We start from the raw sequence: 18,394 nt of genomic DNA, 5'->3' as shown, positions 1-18,394 counted from the left end.
GATGAAAACAGTAAATGGTCAAGAAATTATACAATTATTCGAATCATGGTCACCTAAAAAGTTAGCCTGTATGGAAAATGACCCAATCGGTCTTGCGATTGGCACATTAAACAAAGCTGTAAGTAAAGTATTAGTCACATTAGATGTTAATGAAGCAGTAGCAGAAGAGGCTATTGCTCAAGGATGCGAGCTAATAATAGCGCATCATCCACCGATTTTTAGACGACTTTCGAATATTCGTACAGACAATCCAGCTGGGCGTTTATATGAAAAGCTTATAAAAAATGATATTGCCGTTTATGCAGCACATACGAATCTAGATGTGGCTGAAGGTGGTGTCAACGATCTACTAGCAGATGCTCTTCAGCTTGAAAATCGTTCTATTTTAGAAGAAACATATGCTGAAAATATGTTGAAGCTAGCTATTTTTATACCGACTGCAAATGCCAATGATTTACGAGAGGCATTAGCAAAGGCGGGAGCAGGTCGCATTGGCGATTATGAAGCGTGTAGCTATACTACATTGGGAGAAGGACGTTTCCGTGCACTATCAGGTGCAAATCCACATGTAGGCTCCATCGGTGAATTACATGTGGAAGAAGAAGTGAAGCTAGAAGTAGTATTTCCGGAATCCATAAAAAATCGTGTATTAAAGGCAATGTTAAACGCACATCCGTATGAAGAACCTGCCTATGATATCATTCGCCTAGACCAGCAAACAAATGTAATGGGCTTAGGACGAGTTGGCCTCTTACCACAAGAAATGACTCTTCATGAATTTACTCAATTTGTAAAGCAGCAGCTAGATGTACCTGTTGTCCGAGTTGTTGGCGATTTACAGTCGAAGGTGAAAAAAGTTGCGCTTGTCGGTGGCGATGGAAATAAATATATCTATTCGGCAAAGCGTGCTGGAGCAGATGTATTTTTAACAGGAGATATGTATTTCCATACTGCACAAGATGCTCAGGCAATTGGTCTGCAAATCGTAGATCCAGGTCATCATGTGGAGAAAGTGATGATTACAGGAGTAGCTAAAAAGATGGCAAAAATGTGTGAGGATAAAAAATATTCTGTTGAATTTATACAATCTACTATTCATACAGAACCGTTTTTATTCGTATAAGAGAGGGGAATAGATGTGGCGAGTGAAAGACCTGCTGGCAATAAAGCCGGCAAGTTATGGATTATGATTGGTTTGCTGATTGCTGTGTTTGGGGTAGGTATGACATTCATGACGAATACGATGAATGCAAAAAAAATTGATACTATGACCGAGCAATGTGAAAAAGATGGTGGAGAAGCCATTGTCTCAAAGGAAAAGAATTTTCTATCAACAAACTATTCATTTAAATGTCAATAGTGAAAATTACAAGGCTGAATTATAGTATTTACTATAATTCAGTCTTTTCATGTTGTCGAAAAACTATTGTGTCAAAAAAATTAAGGTGTCCTATTAAATCACCCTCACTAAAAGTGCCATAACATTCACATTCACCAATTTTTTTTGCATTTTGTTTTTCAACACTATACAAAGGCTATTGTTACTATAATTCAGCCTTTTTGTGTATGCATAGATTAATTTTAGAGTGTTATGATAGGTAAGTATAAATTGGGATGGAAGGAGAGTTTTGGATTGTTTATTCGATTAACAAAAGAACAACAGGAAACGATAATAGCTGATATTCAACGATTTTTCTATAATAATCGTGATGAGGATATTACAGAATTTGAAGCAGAGAGAATGTTGGATTTTATCAAGGAAAACATTGCTCCACATATTTATAATGCGGCTATTTCAGATGCAAAATATGTTGTAGAAAGACAATATGCATCGATTGAGGATGAGCTTGCAGCATTAGAAAGACCAATAAAAATAAAATAATTATATTTGCAAGTTTAAATAGTTAGTAGGAAAAACAATTGAAAAATTGACAATTTTTATAAATACATGATATTTTTATCTTGGATTGAAGATAAATTAAATTGAAATAAAAAGGTTTTAATTAATCATCTATCCATTGAATAAAGGAACGGTCTCTTGTACAACATGGCTAAGAGAGCCGATTTTATTCAATTTGATGAACGTAATGATACGGTCACACTTTGAGGGATAAAACAAGGAGGAATAATATGTTGAAAATAGGGGTAATTTTAGGTAGTACGCGTGAAGGTCGTTTAAGTCCACAAGTGGGAGAATGGGTGAAGGAAGTAGCTGAAAAACGCGGCGATGCGGAATATGAAATTATTGATATCGCAGATTTTAAATTGCCATTTTTAGGTGAGCCAGGTGGAGATGCTTCAGGAGCAGCTACATGGTCACAGAAAGTCGCTGCATGTGATGGTTTTGTATTTATCGTTGCAGAATATAACCATTCCATTACTGGTGCACTAAAAAATGCATTAGACTACTTACGTGAGGAATGGAATAATAAGGCGGCAGGTATTGTTTCTTACGGTTCTGTTGGTGGTGCAAGAGCAGCTGAGCATTTACGTGGTATTCTTGGTGAATTATTAGTAGCGGATGTTCGCGTACATCCTGCTTTATCATTATTTACAGACTTCGAAAACGGCACGGTATTTAAACCAAAGGATGTGCAAGCCGATTCAGTAAATCAAATGTTAGATCAGCTTATCCCTTGGTCAACAGCATTAAAAACAATTCGATAAGAACTTTAAGCAGTATGTACAGTAAAAAGTGCATATTGCTTTTTTTATGCAGTTAACACATTGGTTGTTATTGTATGTCTTAAAAACATTGAGAAAGTGCTAGCTAACTTAAGGCTTGCACTGTGGCAATAAATGGTGCGCTGATCGAATCTCCGCTTAGCTTAATCAATAAATTAAGAGAGTTAGTCTAATTTTGTTGAAAAACATAATAAATAATCTAAATTTTCTTTCTATTTAAAAAACAATATGATATTATTTAAAAAATTACACTAATACTTTAATAATTACAGTGTGATTAAAAGAGGTGACTAATGGAAGAGATCCATCAAATCATTAAAAGAACGAGAATCGAGCAAGGCATGACGTTAAAAAACTTAAGCGAAAAGACTAATTTATCGATTAGCTTTCTATCCCAAATAGAAAGAGGCTCTTCGTCATTGGCTATTACATCTCTCAAAAAAGTAGCCGATGCTTTCTCAGTACCTATCACTTATTTTTTTGAGTCGGTTTCAAATAATACATATGTTGTAAAGGAGGATGATCGCAAACCTTTTAAACTAGAAGGATCTTCAGTAGAGTATACGCGCCTCAATGGTAATTTTAGTGGTAGAAATCTTGAGCCATTACTAGTAAAGCTTGCACCAGGTCAAATAGAAAAAAATCAAGAATCAACTCACCCCGGTGAAGAATTTTATTATGTCTTAAAAGGTGCAGTGCTTTTTAAAGTAGGTGGACAGGAATATTTTCTTCGAGAGGGCGAAACGATTCACTATCCCTCTGAAGTACCACATACATGGGAAAATCCTTTGAATGAAGAAAGTGTTGTCTTATCTGTTTTAACGCCAGTAATTTTCTAAAAAATTAATAAGGAAGGTTAGGTGTATGAAATGAGAGTTGCAACAGATATCGGAGGTACATTTACTGATTTAGTATATGTGGATGGACAAGGAAACTTTGGCTATGAGAAAAGTAATACAACTCCGCCAAATTTTGAGCAGGGAGTTATCGATGTCATTAAAAAGGGTGGTGTTGATCAAACACAATTAGAAATGTTTATCCACGGTACTACGGTAATTATCAATGCATTGACAGAGCGTAAGGGAGCTAAAACTGGGTTAATTACAACAAAAGGTTTTAGAGATGTATTAGAAATTGCACGTGGAAATCGACCAGATTTGTTTAATGTCAAGTACCAAAAACCACAGCCATTCGTAGAGCGTTATTTACGTAGAGAAATTACTGAAAGGCTTAATTATAAAGGACAAGTATTAGAAGCGATAAATGTTAATGAGCTTGAAGAAATAGTGGACTACTTTAAGAAGGAACAGGTAGAGGCGATTGCTGTCTCCTTTTTACATTCTTACGTTAATAATGAGCACGAAAAAGCGGCTGTGCAAAAGATTAAGAAATTGTGGCCAGAGATACAAGTAACCGCTTCTAGTGAAATTACACAAGAATGGCGTGAATATGAACGAACAAATACGGCAGTATTGAATGCTTATGTGCAGCCAGCTGCCACAACATACATTGATCGTCTTGAGCAAAAATTACAGGATACTGTCAATATTGAACAAAGCTATATTATGCAATCAAATGGAGGGACAACAAAGTTTGATAATGCAAAACGTTCCCCAATAAATATGGTGGAGTCTGGTCCGGTTGCTGGCATTTTAGGTGCAGCTGTACTTGGTGAAATATTAGGTGAAAAAAATATTATTGCCTTTGATATTGGGGGTACAACAGCGAAGTGCTCTTTAATTGAAAATGGCGAGGTAAAGGTTTCAACAGATTATTATATTGAAAAAGATAATCGTCATGCAGGTTATCCGATTAAAACGCCTGTTGTTGATATTGTAGAGATTGGTAACGGTGGAGGTTCTATCGCTTGGATTGATAGTGCAGGCTCTTTAAAAGTTGGACCACAATCCGCAGGTGCTCGTCCTGGACCAGTTGCATATGGACAAGGTGGAACAGAACCAACAACAACAGATGCTAATTTATTAACAGGTAGATTGTCACCGAAAAATTTTGATTTTAATGTCAATCTCGACAATGTTAAAAATGTAATTGCGGAGAAAATAGGAAATCCGTTTAACATGTCTGCAGAAGAAGCAGCACTTGGCATAATTCGAATTGCAAATTCTAATATGTTAAATGCACTAAAGTTAATTTCAATTCGTAAAGGTCATAACCCTCGAGATTTCACATTGATTGCTTTTGGTGGCGGTGGTTCGATGCATGCCCCTGCTTTAGCACTTGAATTAGGTGTTAAAAAAGTCATTATTCCGATTGCATCACCCGTATTTTCTGCATGGGGAATGCTTATGACAGATTTACGCCACGATTATATTCAAACATATATTAAACGAATGCATGAACTTGATTTAGTTGAAATGAATAGAGTATGGGCGGAGATTGAAAGCAATGCTATTCAACATTTTAAAGCTGAAAGCATGGGAGAAGACAATGTATTTTTCCAACGCTATGCCGATATGCGCTATTTAGGTCAAGAGCATACCGTTAAGGTGCCTGTAGATGGAGGCCAGTGGAATCAAGCAACCATAGACAAGGCGATTGCAAATTTTAATCATTTACACGAGAAAAATTTTACATTTAAATTGCCAGACGCAGAGACGGAAATTGTTAATATTCATGTGACAGCTTTTGGTAAGGTAAGTAAGCCAAAGCTGAAGACAATTAGTCGTCAAAGCAGTTTACAAGATGCATGGCTAGAACAACGTGCTGTGTATTATGAGCAGGATGGATGGGTGAAAACAAATATTTATAATCGTGAGTTATTGCCGATTGAAGAAAAAGTAAAAGGTCCTGTCATCGTAGAAGAAAAAGCTGCCGCTACTGTGATTTATAAAAATCAGTCACTCTATGTAGATGCCTACGGAAACATCGTTATTGAAAAGGAGGAAATATAATGACGACATTGAACACGCAAATTGATCCATTTACGCTAGAAATTGTGAAAGATGCGCTGTTATCTGCTGGAGATGAGATGTTCGTTGCTTTGGCTCGAACTTCTATGAGTCCGATCATCTATGAAGTTTTAGACTATGCGAGTGGCTTAACTGATGCGGAAGGTAATTTACTAACACAGGGTAATGGTGTAACAGGCTTCATTGGTATGCTGACTTTTATGGTCAAGGAAACGCTAAAAAAATATCCAGGTGATAAGTTAAAGGAAGGGGATATTATGATCATCAATGACCCTTACCAAGGAGGGGGATCCCATTTATCAGATGTTGGACTCGTTATGCCGATTTTTTATCAAGGAAAATTGATTGCTTTTTCCGCAAATAAAGCACATTGGACAGAAGTTGGAGGTAAGGACCCAGGTTCGTTTACGAATGACTCAGTAGATATTTTCCAAGAAGGGCTTCAATTCTCATGTCTTAAACTCTATGACGAAGGTAAATTAAACGAGGCAATTGTTGAGATTATCCGTTCTAATGTGCGCTTTCCAGATTTGTCGTTAGGAGATATGTTTGCGCAGGTTGCTGCTCTTAGAACAGGCGAAAAACGTGTCAAAGAATTATGTGATAAACATTCAGTCGCAACTATTTTAGCAGCGATTGACTATCATTTAGCGCATGGAGAAGCGATGGCCAAACAAGAGCTCGCAAAGCTTCCAAAGGGTGAATTTTATGCAGAGGATTTTATCGATACTGATGGCATCGGAAATGGACCGTTTCCTATTAAAGTTAAGGTAACCATTACAGATGATGAATTTATTTGTGATTTTAGAGGAAGCTCGCCACAAGTGCCGGGTCCAGTCAATTGTTCCTACACTGGATTAGTATCAGCTGTACGTGCCATCTTTTTAGCTATTACAAATCCAGCTCAAGATGTTAATGATGGTGTATTTAAGCCGTTAAAAATTATCGTTGATCCACGATCAATTATGTCTGCCGAAAGACCGGTGCCTGTTTCCAATTACTTTGAAACATTGCTTGGTAGCTTAGATTTAGTATGGAAAGCGTTAGCGCCACACATTCCTAGTCGATTAACAGCTGGTCAATTTTTATCGGTTTGTGCAGTGACATTAAGCGGTACACATCATGATACAGGAGAACCGTTTTTAATCGTTGAGCCATCTGTAGGTGGATGGGGTGGCGGAAATGATGCAGATGGTGCATCTGGTCAATTCTGTTTTTCAGATGGTGAAACATACAACGTACCAATAGAAGTAGCAGAAACACGATATGGTGTCTTAATTGATGAATATAGTTTAAGAGAGGATAGAAATGGAGCAGGTGCTGGAGAATATATCGGTGGTAAAGGGGTTATTCGTTCCTATAGAGCAATGACAGATAATCAAGCTGTGACTGTAACATTTGGACGCAATAAATTTTTACCATGGGGCATTGATAATGGCAATTATGGTTCACCAAATGAGTTTTACATTAAAAAGGCATCTGGTGAAATTGATGGCCCATACGGTGTATACCCCAGATATAAGTTAAATAAAAACGATGTTGTTCAATTAATAACTGGTACTGGTGGAGGCTATGGAGATCCGCGTAATCGACCAGCTGAACAAGTAGTGCGCGATGTCAAAAATGGCTATTTTTCGAAGGAGGAGGCGGAAACATTCTTTTATGTTCGAGTAGATGAAATGGACTATAGTTACGAGGAACTGCCAAAACGAAATGCGCAGTAAAAGGAGAACTGGCCATGATTATTAAAGAAATTACGCAAGAAGATATTGTTCAGCAAAATTTATTTCAAGATCAATATAAAGAAAGTGAAATTAAGTTTGGCTTCGTCAAAATAAAACCTGGTGAGCGATTACCTTTAACGGGAACTACCTCACATAATGAAAATGAGTATTCCTTTATTGTGAGAGGTTCCCTAACAGGAGAATCTGGAGGAAAAAGCTATCGAATTACCCAAGGGGAGGCATCCTTTATTCCAGCTGGGGAGGCGCATTGGTGTATGAATGATAGTGAAGAAATAGTGGAGATTGTTTATGCATTATTAGATATAAAATAGATTGAAAACTCAGACTATTATTAAAGGAATCTAACAAACTAAAAATAATATCATTGGATACAGTAAGGAGGTTAAGAAATGGGAAATGAAGTCAATACAGAAAAAACATCAATGCTTGGTAAAGATCCAGCATTAACAGCAATACCAGAAAGTGACCGACAGCATTGGATTACACCAACTATGATTTTTGGTGGCCTTGAGTTTACAATTCCAGTTTTAATGGTAGGAGCTAGTTTAACAGCAAGCTTTGGATTAAGCAAAATTCTGCTAATTTTGATCATCGCATTATTTGGTTTTCAATGGTTAGGCAATACATTACAAGGCTATATCGGGGCTAAAACAGGACTTCCATCTTCGGTAATAGCGAAAACAAGTTTTGGTACTATTCAAGCTAAATTAATTGTTGGCATAACGATATTTGTCGTTTCTCTTGGATGGTGGGCATTACAAACGGCTGTTGCTGGTAATGCAATGGCCGCCATGTTTGGAATCGACTATAAGCATAATTGGATAGCTTGGGCAGTAGTAACAACAATAGCAGGTCTTCTTTTTGCAGCACCTTCAATTATCGGTTACGGTTCTATGAAATGGACAGATTATTTAGCCGTTCCATCAGGGTTATTATTAATTGTTGGTGGCATTTACTTAGCGTTAAAAAATACAGGTTGGGAAACAATTTCATCCTGGAATCCTGAGCAGTCGATGACTATAGCGGCAGCAATTAGTCTTGTAATTGGTGTTAATGTCTCGCAATGGGTCATTGCATCCGATTATACACGATATGCAAAGCCATTATGGAAAGATAATTTATTAATTCCAAGTGGTATCGTTTTAATCGGATTCCCGTTATTTATCGTAGGTGCAATCATGTCTGTTGGTGTAGGCGATGCTGATATCGTTAATGTCATGATGAATCTAGGTTTCCCAGTTTGGGGTTTCCTCATTTTATGGTTAGCTACTTGGACATCGCAGCTTGTTAATAATTATAGTATGGGCTTAGCATTAGCAAACGTTTTAAATGTTACTTCTGGTAAAGGACGAGCCTTACTTACATTTATTGGTACGGTTATAGCGATTATTATCGCGCTGATGGGAATTCTAGATTACTTCACAGATTTCCTATACTTAACCGCATTACTATATCCAGCAATTGCAGGTGTTATGTTTGCTGACTTCTTTTTTATCCGTAATAAGCAATGGATAGAAATTAAGGGCTGGAACTGGATGGCTACGATTGCTGTAGTTACAGCTGTGGCAGTAGGCTACTACACCCAATACGTAAACCAAATAGGACTACCTGCAGTTCAATCGTTAATTGTATCAATAATTGTTTATTTAATAGCTATGAAAGTGAAAAAGCAAGTCGCACCAGATGAATTTACAGGTCTCTTAACTGAACAAGATGTAAGGCAAGCAGAGTAAAAAAACACCATCCTATCGCAGTATTATGTCCTATAAACTAAGTATTAGCGTTGTGGCAAAAAGCCTTTGTGCTAATTCTTTTTATTATAGGGGAAATATACTAGAGTATCTAAATATTATTGGCTCATCACCAAAAGTTGTGGATGACATTTGTTAAAACGTATGCCATTTATATAAATTGATTGGAGTCAAGGTTGGGCGATTCCTTGGGGATCAGCAATAGAGGAACAAAGGCTAAAAGCATCACATCCTGTGATAACGCCTTCGTGACCAATCTCGTGTTGGCCCGAGACCCTAGAGCGAAGCGGCTCATCGGACGCCCCAGGAAAGCGCCCAGTCGGAACGGAAATCAAACACAGGTTATGGTGATGAGCTATATTATTAGAAGTTATGAAACCTTTTTACAGGAAATTCGTATCCATTAATGTAAGAGAATTGGATACTAGAGAAGAAGGATTGGAGTGTAAAGTGTGACACAAAAACAAACTAAGAATGAATTTTGGGCATGGTTTAAAACGATTGGACTAGCAATCATTTTTACAATGGGTATACGTTATTTTTTTCTATCTCCTATAGCTGTAAAAGGTGCTTCAATGGAGCCGACTTTTGAAAATGGAGACAAAGTAATTGTTAATAAAGTGGGACCACGAATTTCCAATTATGACCGCTTCGATATTATTGTCTTTGAAGCAAAAGAAGATGAGAATTATATTAAAAGAATCATCGGTTTACCAGGAGATCATATAGCCTATAAAGATGATGTTTTATATATAAATGGAAAGGCTTATGATGAGCCCTATTTAACTGAATATAAAGAAGCATTACTGGATAAAGGTGATTTTACATATGATTTTATCCTAGAGGAGCAATTAGGAGAAATGACAGTACCAGAGGGCCATTTTTTCGTTCTCGGGGATAATCGCCGAGGAAGTATAGACAGTCGAAGTTCGGAAGTTGGATTTGTTTCGCAGGATACAATTTTAGGAACAGCAGGCTTTGTATTGTGGCCTTTTGAAAGGCTTGGTAGTACACATTAGTTGAATTAGCTTTTATGAATCTGCCTTACTATAGAGCTTATAAAGAGAAAGGAAAAGCATATGAAAATTGTTACCGTTCATCATTGTGATGCGTTTAGTACGATACCTAGTAAGGGGAATCCAGCAGGTGTCGTAGTAGAGGGAGATCAATATAGTGAAATAGAAATGCAGGCTATTGCTAAGCAAGTAGGCTTTAATGAAACAGCCTTTGCGCTAAAATCGGATAAAGCAGATTTACGTATACGTTATTTCACGCCAGGGCATGAGATGAATTTATGTGGACATGCAACAATGGCAACGATATATGCTCTAAAAACAAAAGGTTTACTAAAGGATAAGTCAAAGCTAACCATTGAAACGAAAGCAGGAATTCTCCCAATTGAGATAAAAGAACAACAAACAAGACAAATTTATATCACCATGCAACATGCAGCGCCTCAGTTTGAAGCCTTTAATGGTTCAAAATCAAAGCTTGCACAATCAATTGGACTGACAGAAGAAGCGATACATCCTGGTTTACCGATAGTTTATGGAAGTACAGGAATTTGGACATTGCTAATACCTATTAAAAATTTAACATACTTTGAAAAAATGACCCCGCAAACTGCAGATTTTCCAGCTATCCTAGAAGAAATGCCAAAAGCATCCTTGCATCCTTTTTGCTTAGAGGCATTTGATAAGAACGCTGATATGCATGCAAGACATTTTTCATCTCCTTATTCTGGAACAATTGAAGATGTTGTTACAGGAACTGCCTCTGGTGTCATGGGAGCATATTTTGCAAATTACATTGATAGAGAAGCACAATTGCCAAAAACACTTATCGTAGAACAAGGTCAAGAGCTTGGAAAAGATGGACGTGTGCATGTACATGTAAAAAGTGAAAAAGGGAAATTAAATATTTCGATTACAGGAACTGCTGTACGTGTGAAGGAATTAAAGGTGCAAATATAAAAAAAGGGCCGCTTAAAGTATTTTCATCACTTAGGAAGCGGCCCCTTTTTTCGAAATGTCATCCATTAATGTTTGATTTCTTCAAGAACCTTTTCTTTTAAATCTGCATCCATAGAGGAAAGCTTAACGTTATTTGTGAGACGTTCTTTTAATTCCCTATCGGTCATAATACCACGTTCCTCTAAAATTTGAACAAGTAGATTTAATGTCATTAAATTTTTAATTTCTGCTGCTTTAGTATCCATATAAATGCCTCCGAAAGTAAAGTATTTCTACCTCTTTAGTGTACTCCTTTATTAGAAGGACGGCATAAAATAGTCAAAACAAAGCGAATTTATTTCGTGTCCCGGAATATATTGAATGATTCTAGCAGTAGTGGAACCAGCTTTTTTTTATTCGATGAAGTCTAATGATGCACCTTCAGTAGTGGTAGAAGCAGTAAATAAGCTACTTAATAATTTTTAATATCAAAAAAACTCCTTACAATAGGAGTTTTATGGTTCATCATCCAAAATCGGAGATGACATTTATTAAACCATATGTCATGTATATATGTTGATTGGAGTGGAAACTGGACCATCCAGGAAAGCGCCCAGTCGGAACGGAAATCAACCCCACGTTATGGTGATATTTTAATTACTCATTGAGAATATTGCCTGATACAGAGTTGCAAGTAAAGCGACAAAAAGCGTATCATCCGAGTTAAAGAGTTTAAAAGATACACCAGTACGCACTAGTTCATTTTCTATATTAGTAGCACTTGCTATTTTTTCATCATTGCAATATAAATAGGCGGTTGAAGTAAAATCCTTTTCAAAGCGAAAAGCGAGTCCATCCATTGTAAAAGAGTAGGAAGATTCAAGTAATTGAACCGTCTTCCGTTGTATAGGTAAGATTGTTCCATCTGGCATAATAAGCTGATGGCTAACACCCTTTGTTAATGGTGTAAATTGCACTTGAAAAAGAGGTGCACCTAAAGTAGTACGTGTTTCATAACGATGTGGTAATGATTGCTGTGAAGCTACTAGCATTACAGCATTCATTATTTTTCCAACAGATGAACGTTCAACTTTTTCTAGCACACAAACCATCTCATCTTGTTCATTCACAATAGGAATATTTGAAAAGCTCTCGAAAGCTTTTGGGTAGGTAAGGGTAAATGTAGTCATAAATAGCCTCCAATCTACTTACTATACGAGGAAGCTTTACTCCAGGTTTCACCCTTCAACAAAAATTTTGTAAAACAGTTTGACGAGGGGGGACCATGAACTATAAGTTTAGTATTATGACACAAGAACAAGCAGAAGACATCGCCTTAATTCGCATTATGACGGAGATTTTTTGTTGAAAATAACAAAAAAAATTCCGTAAAATGGCCATTTTGCAAAATATATAAACTCAATAATATACACAGTAATTGGAGAGGAATCAATAATGAAAAAGTTAATAAGTACAATTTTAAAAACAGTTATCTTTTTTATTGGATGGGCAATTTTAATTTCTTTTACGCCTGATATTGAAACAAATAATCAGGCATTATTACGATTATGGTGGGAATTCGTACCACTTGCTTTAGTAGTTTTATTTTCTATTATTTTTGTTTCAGTAATAGAAAAGGGTAAAATTAAGATCCCCATAGCTTCAAGATTCTTTAAAAATTCTCTAATAGGTGTTGTAATAGGTGTCTTATGGTTGGGTAGCGTGGTATCTGTCCTTTTACTTACAAAGACAATAAATATACAAGGCCAAAACAATATTGATTACATATGGATTTGGATTTTGGCATCACTATTGAATGTTATAATGCAAGAATTGTTGATGAGAGGTTATCTATATCAATTATGGAAGCAAAAATATAATGTAATTGTGGCAACCGCTTTAACTACTATTTTATTCTCTGCAATGCACGGTGGAGCATTTGAAGCAGGTATTATCCCAGTGCTTAATGTTGTTTCAATGAGTATACTTGTAACATTACTATTAGAATACACGGGCACAATAGTAGCACCAATAATTGCTCATTTTGCTTGGAATACAATTGGAGCGATTATATTTGGGGGTGTTTCTTTGGCAAGTGATTATCCGAATCTCTTAAACAGTACGTTTCAAGGAAATCCATTAATATCAGGTGGCATCTATAAAATTGAAGGTAGTATCATCGTTTTAGTTGTTAATTTAATTCTAATTATATGCTTGTTCATATTAAATAAAAGAATGTCTAGCAACCTTTAATCAAAGGGCGATAAAGTTCCGTGAATTCGAATGTTATTGAACCAATGAACATAATCAACAAGTTCAAGAGCGAGCTGTTCAAGGGAAGTGAAATGAGCTCCTCCCAAAAGTAAACATTAAATCAATAATTGACAAAGGTAAAGTAGTGAATGGCAGAGAACAGAAAAAAATAGAAGAATTTCTTGATAAGGAAAATATTAAAACAAAAGCATTTGGGCGGGACCATTAAAAATAAAGAGAGTAATTCATTTGATCTAGATTTAAATGTTTGGAAGTTGCCACTATGTGATTTTTGGAATGGAAACCATCAGTAGAAAAATGACAATGCTTATTGAATAATTAGACATAGGTCAATGAGGTTTGTGAAAACTTGTTTTAGACTCCCTAGTTAATCCATTATCGGACGCAATTATTGTAGATCAAAAGCCTAATTCCTCGCTAAAAAAGAGAGAGGAATTAGGCTTTTTATTTACATTATTTTAACACCGTTTGATTTTAATGCATTAAATACATGTCCTTATAGTAAAAGCATTGATGTTAATGGATTTTTAATAATTTACTCTTGATAAGTTCCACACCCACTGAATGAAGATAAACCTCCAGCGGATGTCACGGATTTTGAATTGTGCATCGGCACAATTCAAAATCCGAACGCAATAACGTCAAGGGGAAATTGTTATTGTTGGGTTGTGACTTCCCCTGCAAGAGCACGTTTTTCTTGTTCTGGATCGAATTCTTTTTCCATTTTTGAAACGACAACTGTTGCTACACCATTACCAATTAAGTTTGTAACGGCGCGAGCCTCTGACATAAAGCGGTCGACCCCAATTAAAAGAGCAATTCCTTCAACTGGAATCATAGGGAATGCTGCTAACGTTGCCGCAAGCGTAATGAAGCCTGAGCCTGTTACACCGGCTGCCCCTTTTGATGTCAGCATTAAAATAGCAAGCAATGTAATTTGGTGCCAAATATCTAAATCAACTCCATAAGCCTGTGCGATAAAAATAGCTGCCATCGATAAGTAAATAGACGTACCATCTAAGTTAAAGGAATACCCTGTCGGCACAACAAGACCAACTACTTGTTTCGAGCAACCATAGTTTTCTAATTTGCGCATCATCGAAGGGAGTGCAGATTCTGATGATGATGTTCCAATAACGATAAAAATTTCATCTTTAATATATTTAATAAATTTAAAAATACTGAATCCAAAGTAACGTGTAATAAGGCCAATGATTACTACGATAAAGATAAACATTGTAATATAAACGGATAGCATTAAAAATCCTAAGTTTCCAAGTGATTTAAGACCGAAATTTCCGATTGTGTAGCTCATAGCACCAAACGCACCAATCGGGGAAACCTTCATGACCATATTAACAATTTTAAAGAAAATATCTGCTACTTGTTCGAAAAATGTAATAACTGGTTTAGCTGGTTCACCAATAGCAGCAGCAGCTATGCCAAATAAAACAGCTGAGAATAAAACAGGTAATAACTCTCCATTGGCAAGTGCCCCGACAACATTATCAGGTATAATTTGCATAATAAATGCACCAATGCCATGCTCTGTAGCGGCTGCTGCCTCTGTATATTGGGAAACATCTGCACCGTTTGCAGCCTCTGTGTTAAAGCCTTTACCAGGCTGTACAATATTGACAACGATTAAGCCGATTGCTAGTGCGAAAGTAGAGACAATTTCAAAATAAATTAATGCCTTCCCGCCAATTTTACCAACTTTTTTTACATCGCCCATACTACCAATTCCAATAACAACCGTTAAGAAAATGATAGGTGCTATTAACATTTTAATTAATTTAATAAAAATATCTGCCAATATTTTTAACTTTGCTCCGAATTCTGGGAACACAGCACCGACAATAATACCAAGTACAATGGCAATCAGGACTTGTACTGTTAAGTTTTTAAAATTTATACGCATAAAGTTCTCCCCTTACACTATTTATGAATATTGTGTGAACGCTTTCATGTGGTTATCATAGCTGAAATTTTCCGACAATAGTTTTTATGACCGTAAAGTTTCTATTGTTCATTTTGTTCATTTTTAGTTGGAAGGGAAGTAAACATAGTGATATCAAGGGTTCTAAGCTGTTTTATAGTAGTTTCGTAATTTTAGAATCTATTATAATACAAAAGAAAAAAACCCCCACGACCATGAGGATTTATCATTAATGAACAAAAATATTTATCTTCATTCAGCAAATGTTTTTGTAGCGACAGCCAATAATCAGTGGGGATGAAGAAAACCCCACTAATCAAAATTTTACTTTAAGGGGAAACTATTTTTTCAATTTCCGATAAAGCATCATTGTTTTGTACATTGTTTCTATAAAAATCATAGACAGGTTTTAGCTTTTCTTTAAAGCGTTGGCGTTCCTGATTGCTCATTGTATAAATTTCAAAGTTATCTTGTTGTTCTAGTTTTTGCAAATCTTTTTCGTTCATTTGTACAGCTTGCTCAAATTGCCAGTCTGTTGTTTCTTTCATAGCGGCCATAATTTGCTTTTGAATTTTTAAAGGTAAGGATTTCCAAAATTTTTCATTCATTAAAACAGCATATCCTAAAATCCCATGCTTTGTTAATGTCATATGCTTCTGCACTTTGTAAAAACCTTTAGAATAAATATTTGACGCTGTGTTTTCCTGAGCATCAATGGCATGTGACTCTAAATCAGTAAAAACCTCGCTAAAGGAAATCGGGATTGGTGTTGCCTCAACAGCCTCGAATTGCTTTTCAAGAGCTTTACTTGGCATTGTACGGACACGTAAGCCTTTTAAATCCTCAAATGAATAAATAGGATGATCGACAGAGGTTAAATGTTTAAAGCCATTATGCCAAAAGCCCAGACCCTTTATTTGAAAAGGCTCAAGCTCATTTAACAATTGTTCTCCAATCGATCCTGTAAGAACCTCATGAACTTCATCATCCGTATTAAAAAGATAGGGTAAATCAAGAACCTGCCAATTTGGTAGATAGGAAGTCATCTTTGAAAAAGTAGGGATAATCATTTCTACTTCTCCATTTTGCAAAGCCTGAAACTCATTTTCATCATTAAACAAGGAGGAGTTTGGGTACACATGTACCTTTACCTCACCATTTGTTTTTTCCTCAACAAGCTCGGCGAATTTACTTGCAGCCTGTCCTTTTGGCGTATTCTCAGCTACAACGTGACTTAAATGAATCGTAATTTGTGTGTCCAAGCCTTTTTGCTCATCATCATAAGGAAGAGGCTTGCTGAGTAGTAAGCCTTGTTGAACGCCAATCGCTATTGTTAACAGTAAAACGGTTGCTATTGTTCCAATAATAAATTTTTTCATCTATTACACCCAATTAATTCGTATTTTCTGATGTTTTTGTTATTCTAACATATGGAGTAAGCTAAAATATAGTAGAGGGAGGCGTACATCTTGAAATTTCAAAAATTATCGATGAAGAGAAAGATCATGTCTCTGACTTTTTTTATTCTCATGCTTTCCTTTAGTATAGGTGGTACATTTTTGCTAGGGTTTGTAATGAATGAGCAGAAGGATAAGCTTGGAAATCAGGCTTTGCTTGTAGCAAAAACCGTATCACAGCTCCCTGAACTGAAAACCTACATTACAAATAATAATTTTAACGAGGCTACTAAACACATTAATCCTGTAGTGGAAGAAATACGTGATATAAATGGCGCACAATATATTGTTGTACTTGATATGCAAAGACGCAAGTATTCACATCCAAATACAGAAGAAATCGGTCAAGTTTCGCAGTCAGGTGATCTAAACGCAGCGTTTGCTGAGCATTATTATACATCGATTGCACATGGTGAACATGGAGATATGGTACGAGCATTCGTCCCAATCATGAATAATGAAGGAAAACAAATAGGGGTAGTAGTAGTGGGCTATAGTGTTTTAACTGTTGCTGAATTACTACAATCTATTCAAACAGAATTAATGATGACAATTTTGTTGTCTATTTTCTTTAGTGCATGGGGTGCTCATACCTTGGGACTTCATATGAAAAAGCAAATGTTTGGGCTAGAGCCCCATGAAATTGCTAAAATGTACGTAGAGCGAACAGAAACCTTTAACGCGATGCATGAAGGAATTATTGCCATTGATAATGAATTGACAATTACAATATTTAATGAAAAAGCATGTGAAATATTATGTGTTCGCAAACAACCGTCAACATTAATAGGGAAGAAAATTATGGACGTGTTACCTGATACACGATTACCTGAAATTTTGGAGCTGGATAAACCCATTTTCAATCGAGAGCTCTATATTAATGATCACAGTATTATGAGTAATCGTATTCCTATACAAGTAAATGGAAAAACAGTCGGAGCTGTGGCAATGTTTAAGGATCGTACAGAAGTGAAAAAGCTTGCAGAGGAATTAACAGGTGTTAAGGCATTTGTACAAGCATTACGCGTACAAACACATGAACATAAAAATAAATTGCACACAATTGCTGGTCTTTTACAGCTTGGACATCATGAACAGGCACTATCTTACTTAACACAAGTGAAAGAAGAACATGATGAAATTACAAACTTTTTAAATGAACGGATTAAAAATGAAAATATTTCAGGATTATTGCTTAGTAAAATTTCCTATGCAAAAGAACAGGGAATTCGATTGGAGATTGACCGAGAAAGTCGTCTGACAGCATTTCCTAACAATTTAGATCATCATGATTTCGTCATTTTATTTGGTAACTTAATTGAAAATGCTTTTGATGCATTAAGGGATGTACAGATGGAAGAAAAAATTATCCACGTTTCTGTTGATGAGGATGAGGATGTGTTGGCAATCTTAGTAACGGATAATGGTATAGGCATGACAGATGAGGTAAAGGCACATATTTTTGATAATGGCTATTCAACAAAAGAGAAAAAAGGTCGAGGTTTTGGACTTTATTTAATAAAAGAAATTGTACAAAAAGGGCAGGGTGAAATAGAGGTCATAAGTGAACCGAAAAAGGGAACAAGCTTTTTAATAACTTTTTATCATACTTAATGGGCTCGTCACCACAAGGCCATTTTTATAAGTTGATTTTCGTTACG

General features: G+C 36.1%; 17 protein-coding genes and 1 pseudogene. 13 read left to right on the top strand and 5 right to left on the bottom strand.

Annotated features, from left to right (window positions below; genetic code table 11):
• Position 1: 1 nt before the first annotated feature.
• The 11 genes from FJQ98_RS19150 (at position 2) to FJQ98_RS19100 (ending at position 11,084) form a co-directional block, all read left to right on the top strand.
• Complete coding sequence (locus tag FJQ98_RS19150) at positions 2-1,123, top strand: Nif3-like dinuclear metal center hexameric protein (RefSeq protein WP_053595212.1); 1,122 nt, start codon at positions 2-4, stop codon at positions 1,121-1,123.
• Between the two features lie 15 nt (positions 1,124-1,138).
• On the top strand, positions 1,139-1,360 hold the full coding sequence (locus FJQ98_RS19145) for a hypothetical protein (protein WP_053595211.1): 222 nt from the start codon (positions 1,139-1,141) through the stop codon (positions 1,358-1,360).
• Between the two features lie 273 nt (positions 1,361-1,633).
• A complete protein-coding gene (locus FJQ98_RS19140) occupies positions 1,634-1,882 on the top strand; it encodes a DUF2164 domain-containing protein (protein WP_053595210.1) in 249 nt (82 codons plus the stop codon).
• Positions 1,883-2,130: 248 nt separating this feature from the next.
• The gene (locus FJQ98_RS19135) at positions 2,131-2,667 is read left to right on the top strand and encodes an NADPH-dependent FMN reductase (protein ID WP_053595209.1); all 537 of its coding nucleotides are present in this window, start codon (positions 2,131-2,133) and stop codon (positions 2,665-2,667) included.
• Between the two features lie 311 nt (positions 2,668-2,978).
• On the top strand, positions 2,979-3,524 hold the full coding sequence (locus FJQ98_RS19130; RefSeq protein ID WP_053595208.1) for a helix-turn-helix domain-containing protein: 546 nt from the start codon (positions 2,979-2,981) through the stop codon (positions 3,522-3,524).
• A 30-nt stretch (positions 3,525-3,554) separates the two neighbouring features.
• Entirely contained in the window at positions 3,555-5,597 is a 2,043-nt protein-coding gene (locus FJQ98_RS19125) for a hydantoinase/oxoprolinase family protein (RefSeq protein ID WP_053595310.1), read from the top strand.
• Positions 5,597-7,339 (top strand): hydantoinase B/oxoprolinase family protein, encoded by a 1,743-nt coding sequence (locus FJQ98_RS19120; protein ID WP_053595207.1) that lies wholly within the window; start codon positions 5,597-5,599, stop codon positions 7,337-7,339. The genes FJQ98_RS19125 and FJQ98_RS19120 overlap by 1 nt, the downstream gene beginning before the upstream one ends.
• A gap of 14 nt (positions 7,340-7,353) precedes the next feature.
• On the top strand, positions 7,354-7,671 hold the full coding sequence (locus FJQ98_RS19115; protein WP_053595206.1) for a cupin domain-containing protein: 318 nt from the start codon (positions 7,354-7,356) through the stop codon (positions 7,669-7,671).
• Between the two features lie 78 nt (positions 7,672-7,749).
• On the top strand, positions 7,750-9,093 hold the full coding sequence (locus tag FJQ98_RS19110; protein WP_053595205.1) for a purine-cytosine permease family protein: 1,344 nt from the start codon (positions 7,750-7,752) through the stop codon (positions 9,091-9,093).
• Between the two features lie 470 nt (positions 9,094-9,563).
• Positions 9,564-10,130 (top strand): signal peptidase I, encoded by a 567-nt coding sequence (lepB, locus tag FJQ98_RS19105; protein WP_053595204.1) that lies wholly within the window; start codon positions 9,564-9,566, stop codon positions 10,128-10,130.
• A 60-nt stretch (positions 10,131-10,190) separates the two neighbouring features.
• The gene (locus FJQ98_RS19100) at positions 10,191-11,084 is read left to right on the top strand and encodes a PhzF family phenazine biosynthesis isomerase (protein ID WP_053595203.1); all 894 of its coding nucleotides are present in this window, start codon (positions 10,191-10,193) and stop codon (positions 11,082-11,084) included.
• A gap of 65 nt (positions 11,085-11,149) precedes the next feature.
• Here FJQ98_RS19100 and FJQ98_RS19095 read toward each other — a convergent pair whose 3' ends face one another.
• Positions 11,150-11,329 carry a hypothetical protein gene (locus tag FJQ98_RS19095; RefSeq protein ID WP_053595202.1) on the bottom strand — a complete coding sequence of 60 codons (180 nt, stop codon included), beginning with the start codon at positions 11,327-11,329 and terminating at the stop codon, positions 11,150-11,152.
• Positions 11,330-11,716: 387 nt separating this feature from the next.
• Positions 11,717-12,253 carry a tubby C-terminal domain-like protein gene (locus FJQ98_RS19090; protein WP_053595201.1) on the bottom strand — a complete coding sequence of 179 codons (537 nt, stop codon included), beginning with the start codon at positions 12,251-12,253 and terminating at the stop codon, positions 11,717-11,719.
• A 265-nt stretch (positions 12,254-12,518) separates the two neighbouring features.
• Between FJQ98_RS19090 and FJQ98_RS19085 the strand changes: the two genes are divergently transcribed.
• Positions 12,519-13,316 carry a CPBP family intramembrane glutamic endopeptidase gene (locus tag FJQ98_RS19085; protein ID WP_053595200.1) on the top strand — a complete coding sequence of 266 codons (798 nt, stop codon included), beginning with the start codon at positions 12,519-12,521 and terminating at the stop codon, positions 13,314-13,316.
• On the opposite strand, the pseudogene FJQ98_RS27635 reads toward FJQ98_RS19085, so the two are convergent.
• The 3 genes and pseudogenes from FJQ98_RS27635 to FJQ98_RS19070 all read right to left on the bottom strand — a co-directional run.
• Positions 13,313-13,417 (bottom strand): annotated as a pseudogene (locus tag FJQ98_RS27635) (IS3 family transposase); the annotation flags it as partial. The gene FJQ98_RS19085 and the pseudogene FJQ98_RS27635 sit on opposite strands and share 4 nt — an antisense overlap.
• A 575-nt stretch (positions 13,418-13,992) precedes the next feature.
• Positions 13,993-15,258 (bottom strand): dicarboxylate/amino acid:cation symporter, encoded by a 1,266-nt coding sequence (locus FJQ98_RS19075; RefSeq protein ID WP_053595199.1) that lies wholly within the window; start codon positions 15,256-15,258, stop codon positions 13,993-13,995.
• 347 nt (positions 15,259-15,605) lie between these two features.
• Positions 15,606-16,655 carry a TRAP transporter substrate-binding protein gene (locus FJQ98_RS19070; RefSeq protein WP_053595198.1) on the bottom strand — a complete coding sequence of 350 codons (1,050 nt, stop codon included), beginning with the start codon at positions 16,653-16,655 and terminating at the stop codon, positions 15,606-15,608.
• Between the two features lie 111 nt (positions 16,656-16,766).
• Here FJQ98_RS19070 and FJQ98_RS19065 point away from each other — a divergent pair, with 111 nt between their 5' ends.
• Positions 16,767-18,347, top strand: a complete 1,581-nt coding sequence (locus FJQ98_RS19065; protein ID WP_053595309.1) for an ATP-binding protein — start codon at positions 16,767-16,769, stop codon at positions 18,345-18,347.
• The last annotated feature ends 47 nt before the right edge of the window (positions 18,348-18,394 follow it).

The sequence above is a fragment of the Lysinibacillus agricola genome, assembly GCF_016638705.1.
GTDB lineage: Bacteria > Bacillota > Bacilli > Bacillales_A > Planococcaceae > Lysinibacillus > Lysinibacillus agricola.
Note: the sequence above shows the minus strand (reverse complement) of the source record. Positions and strands in the feature narration are given on the sequence as shown.

Bases quoted from the DNA above. Each gene is read 5' to 3' on its own strand.
- FJQ98_RS19110 (WP_053595205.1), top strand. From the start codon at position 7,750: ATGGGAAATGAAGTCAATACAGAAAAAACATCAATGCTTGGTAAAGAT.
- FJQ98_RS19085 (WP_053595200.1), top strand. From the start codon at position 12,519: ATGAAAAAGTTAATAAGTACAATTTTAAAAACAGTTATCTTTTTTATT.
- FJQ98_RS19075 (WP_053595199.1), bottom strand. From the start codon at position 15,258: ATGCGTATAAATTTTAAAAACTTAACAGTACAAGTCCTGATTGCCATT.
- FJQ98_RS19125 (WP_053595310.1), top strand. From the start codon at position 3,555: ATGAGAGTTGCAACAGATATCGGAGGTACATTTACTGATTTAGTATAT.
- FJQ98_RS19100 (WP_053595203.1), top strand. From the start codon at position 10,191: ATGAAAATTGTTACCGTTCATCATTGTGATGCGTTTAGTACGATACCT.
- FJQ98_RS19150 (WP_053595212.1), top strand. From the start codon at position 2: ATGAAAACAGTAAATGGTCAAGAAATTATACAATTATTCGAATCATGG.
- FJQ98_RS19065 (WP_053595309.1), top strand. From the start codon at position 16,767: ATGAAGAGAAAGATCATGTCTCTGACTTTTTTTATTCTCATGCTTTCC.
- FJQ98_RS19070 (WP_053595198.1), bottom strand. From the start codon at position 16,655: ATGAAAAAATTTATTATTGGAACAATAGCAACCGTTTTACTGTTAACA.
- FJQ98_RS19115 (WP_053595206.1), top strand. From the start codon at position 7,354: ATGATTATTAAAGAAATTACGCAAGAAGATATTGTTCAGCAAAATTTA.
- FJQ98_RS19135 (WP_053595209.1), top strand. From the start codon at position 2,131: ATGTTGAAAATAGGGGTAATTTTAGGTAGTACGCGTGAAGGTCGTTTA.
- FJQ98_RS19120 (WP_053595207.1), top strand. From the start codon at position 5,597: ATGACGACATTGAACACGCAAATTGATCCATTTACGCTAGAAATTGTG.
- FJQ98_RS19090 (WP_053595201.1), bottom strand. From the start codon at position 12,253: ATGACTACATTTACCCTTACCTACCCAAAAGCTTTCGAGAGCTTTTCA.
- FJQ98_RS19095 (WP_053595202.1), bottom strand. From the start codon at position 11,329: ATGGATACTAAAGCAGCAGAAATTAAAAATTTAATGACATTAAATCTA.
- FJQ98_RS19130 (WP_053595208.1), top strand. From the start codon at position 2,979: ATGGAAGAGATCCATCAAATCATTAAAAGAACGAGAATCGAGCAAGGC.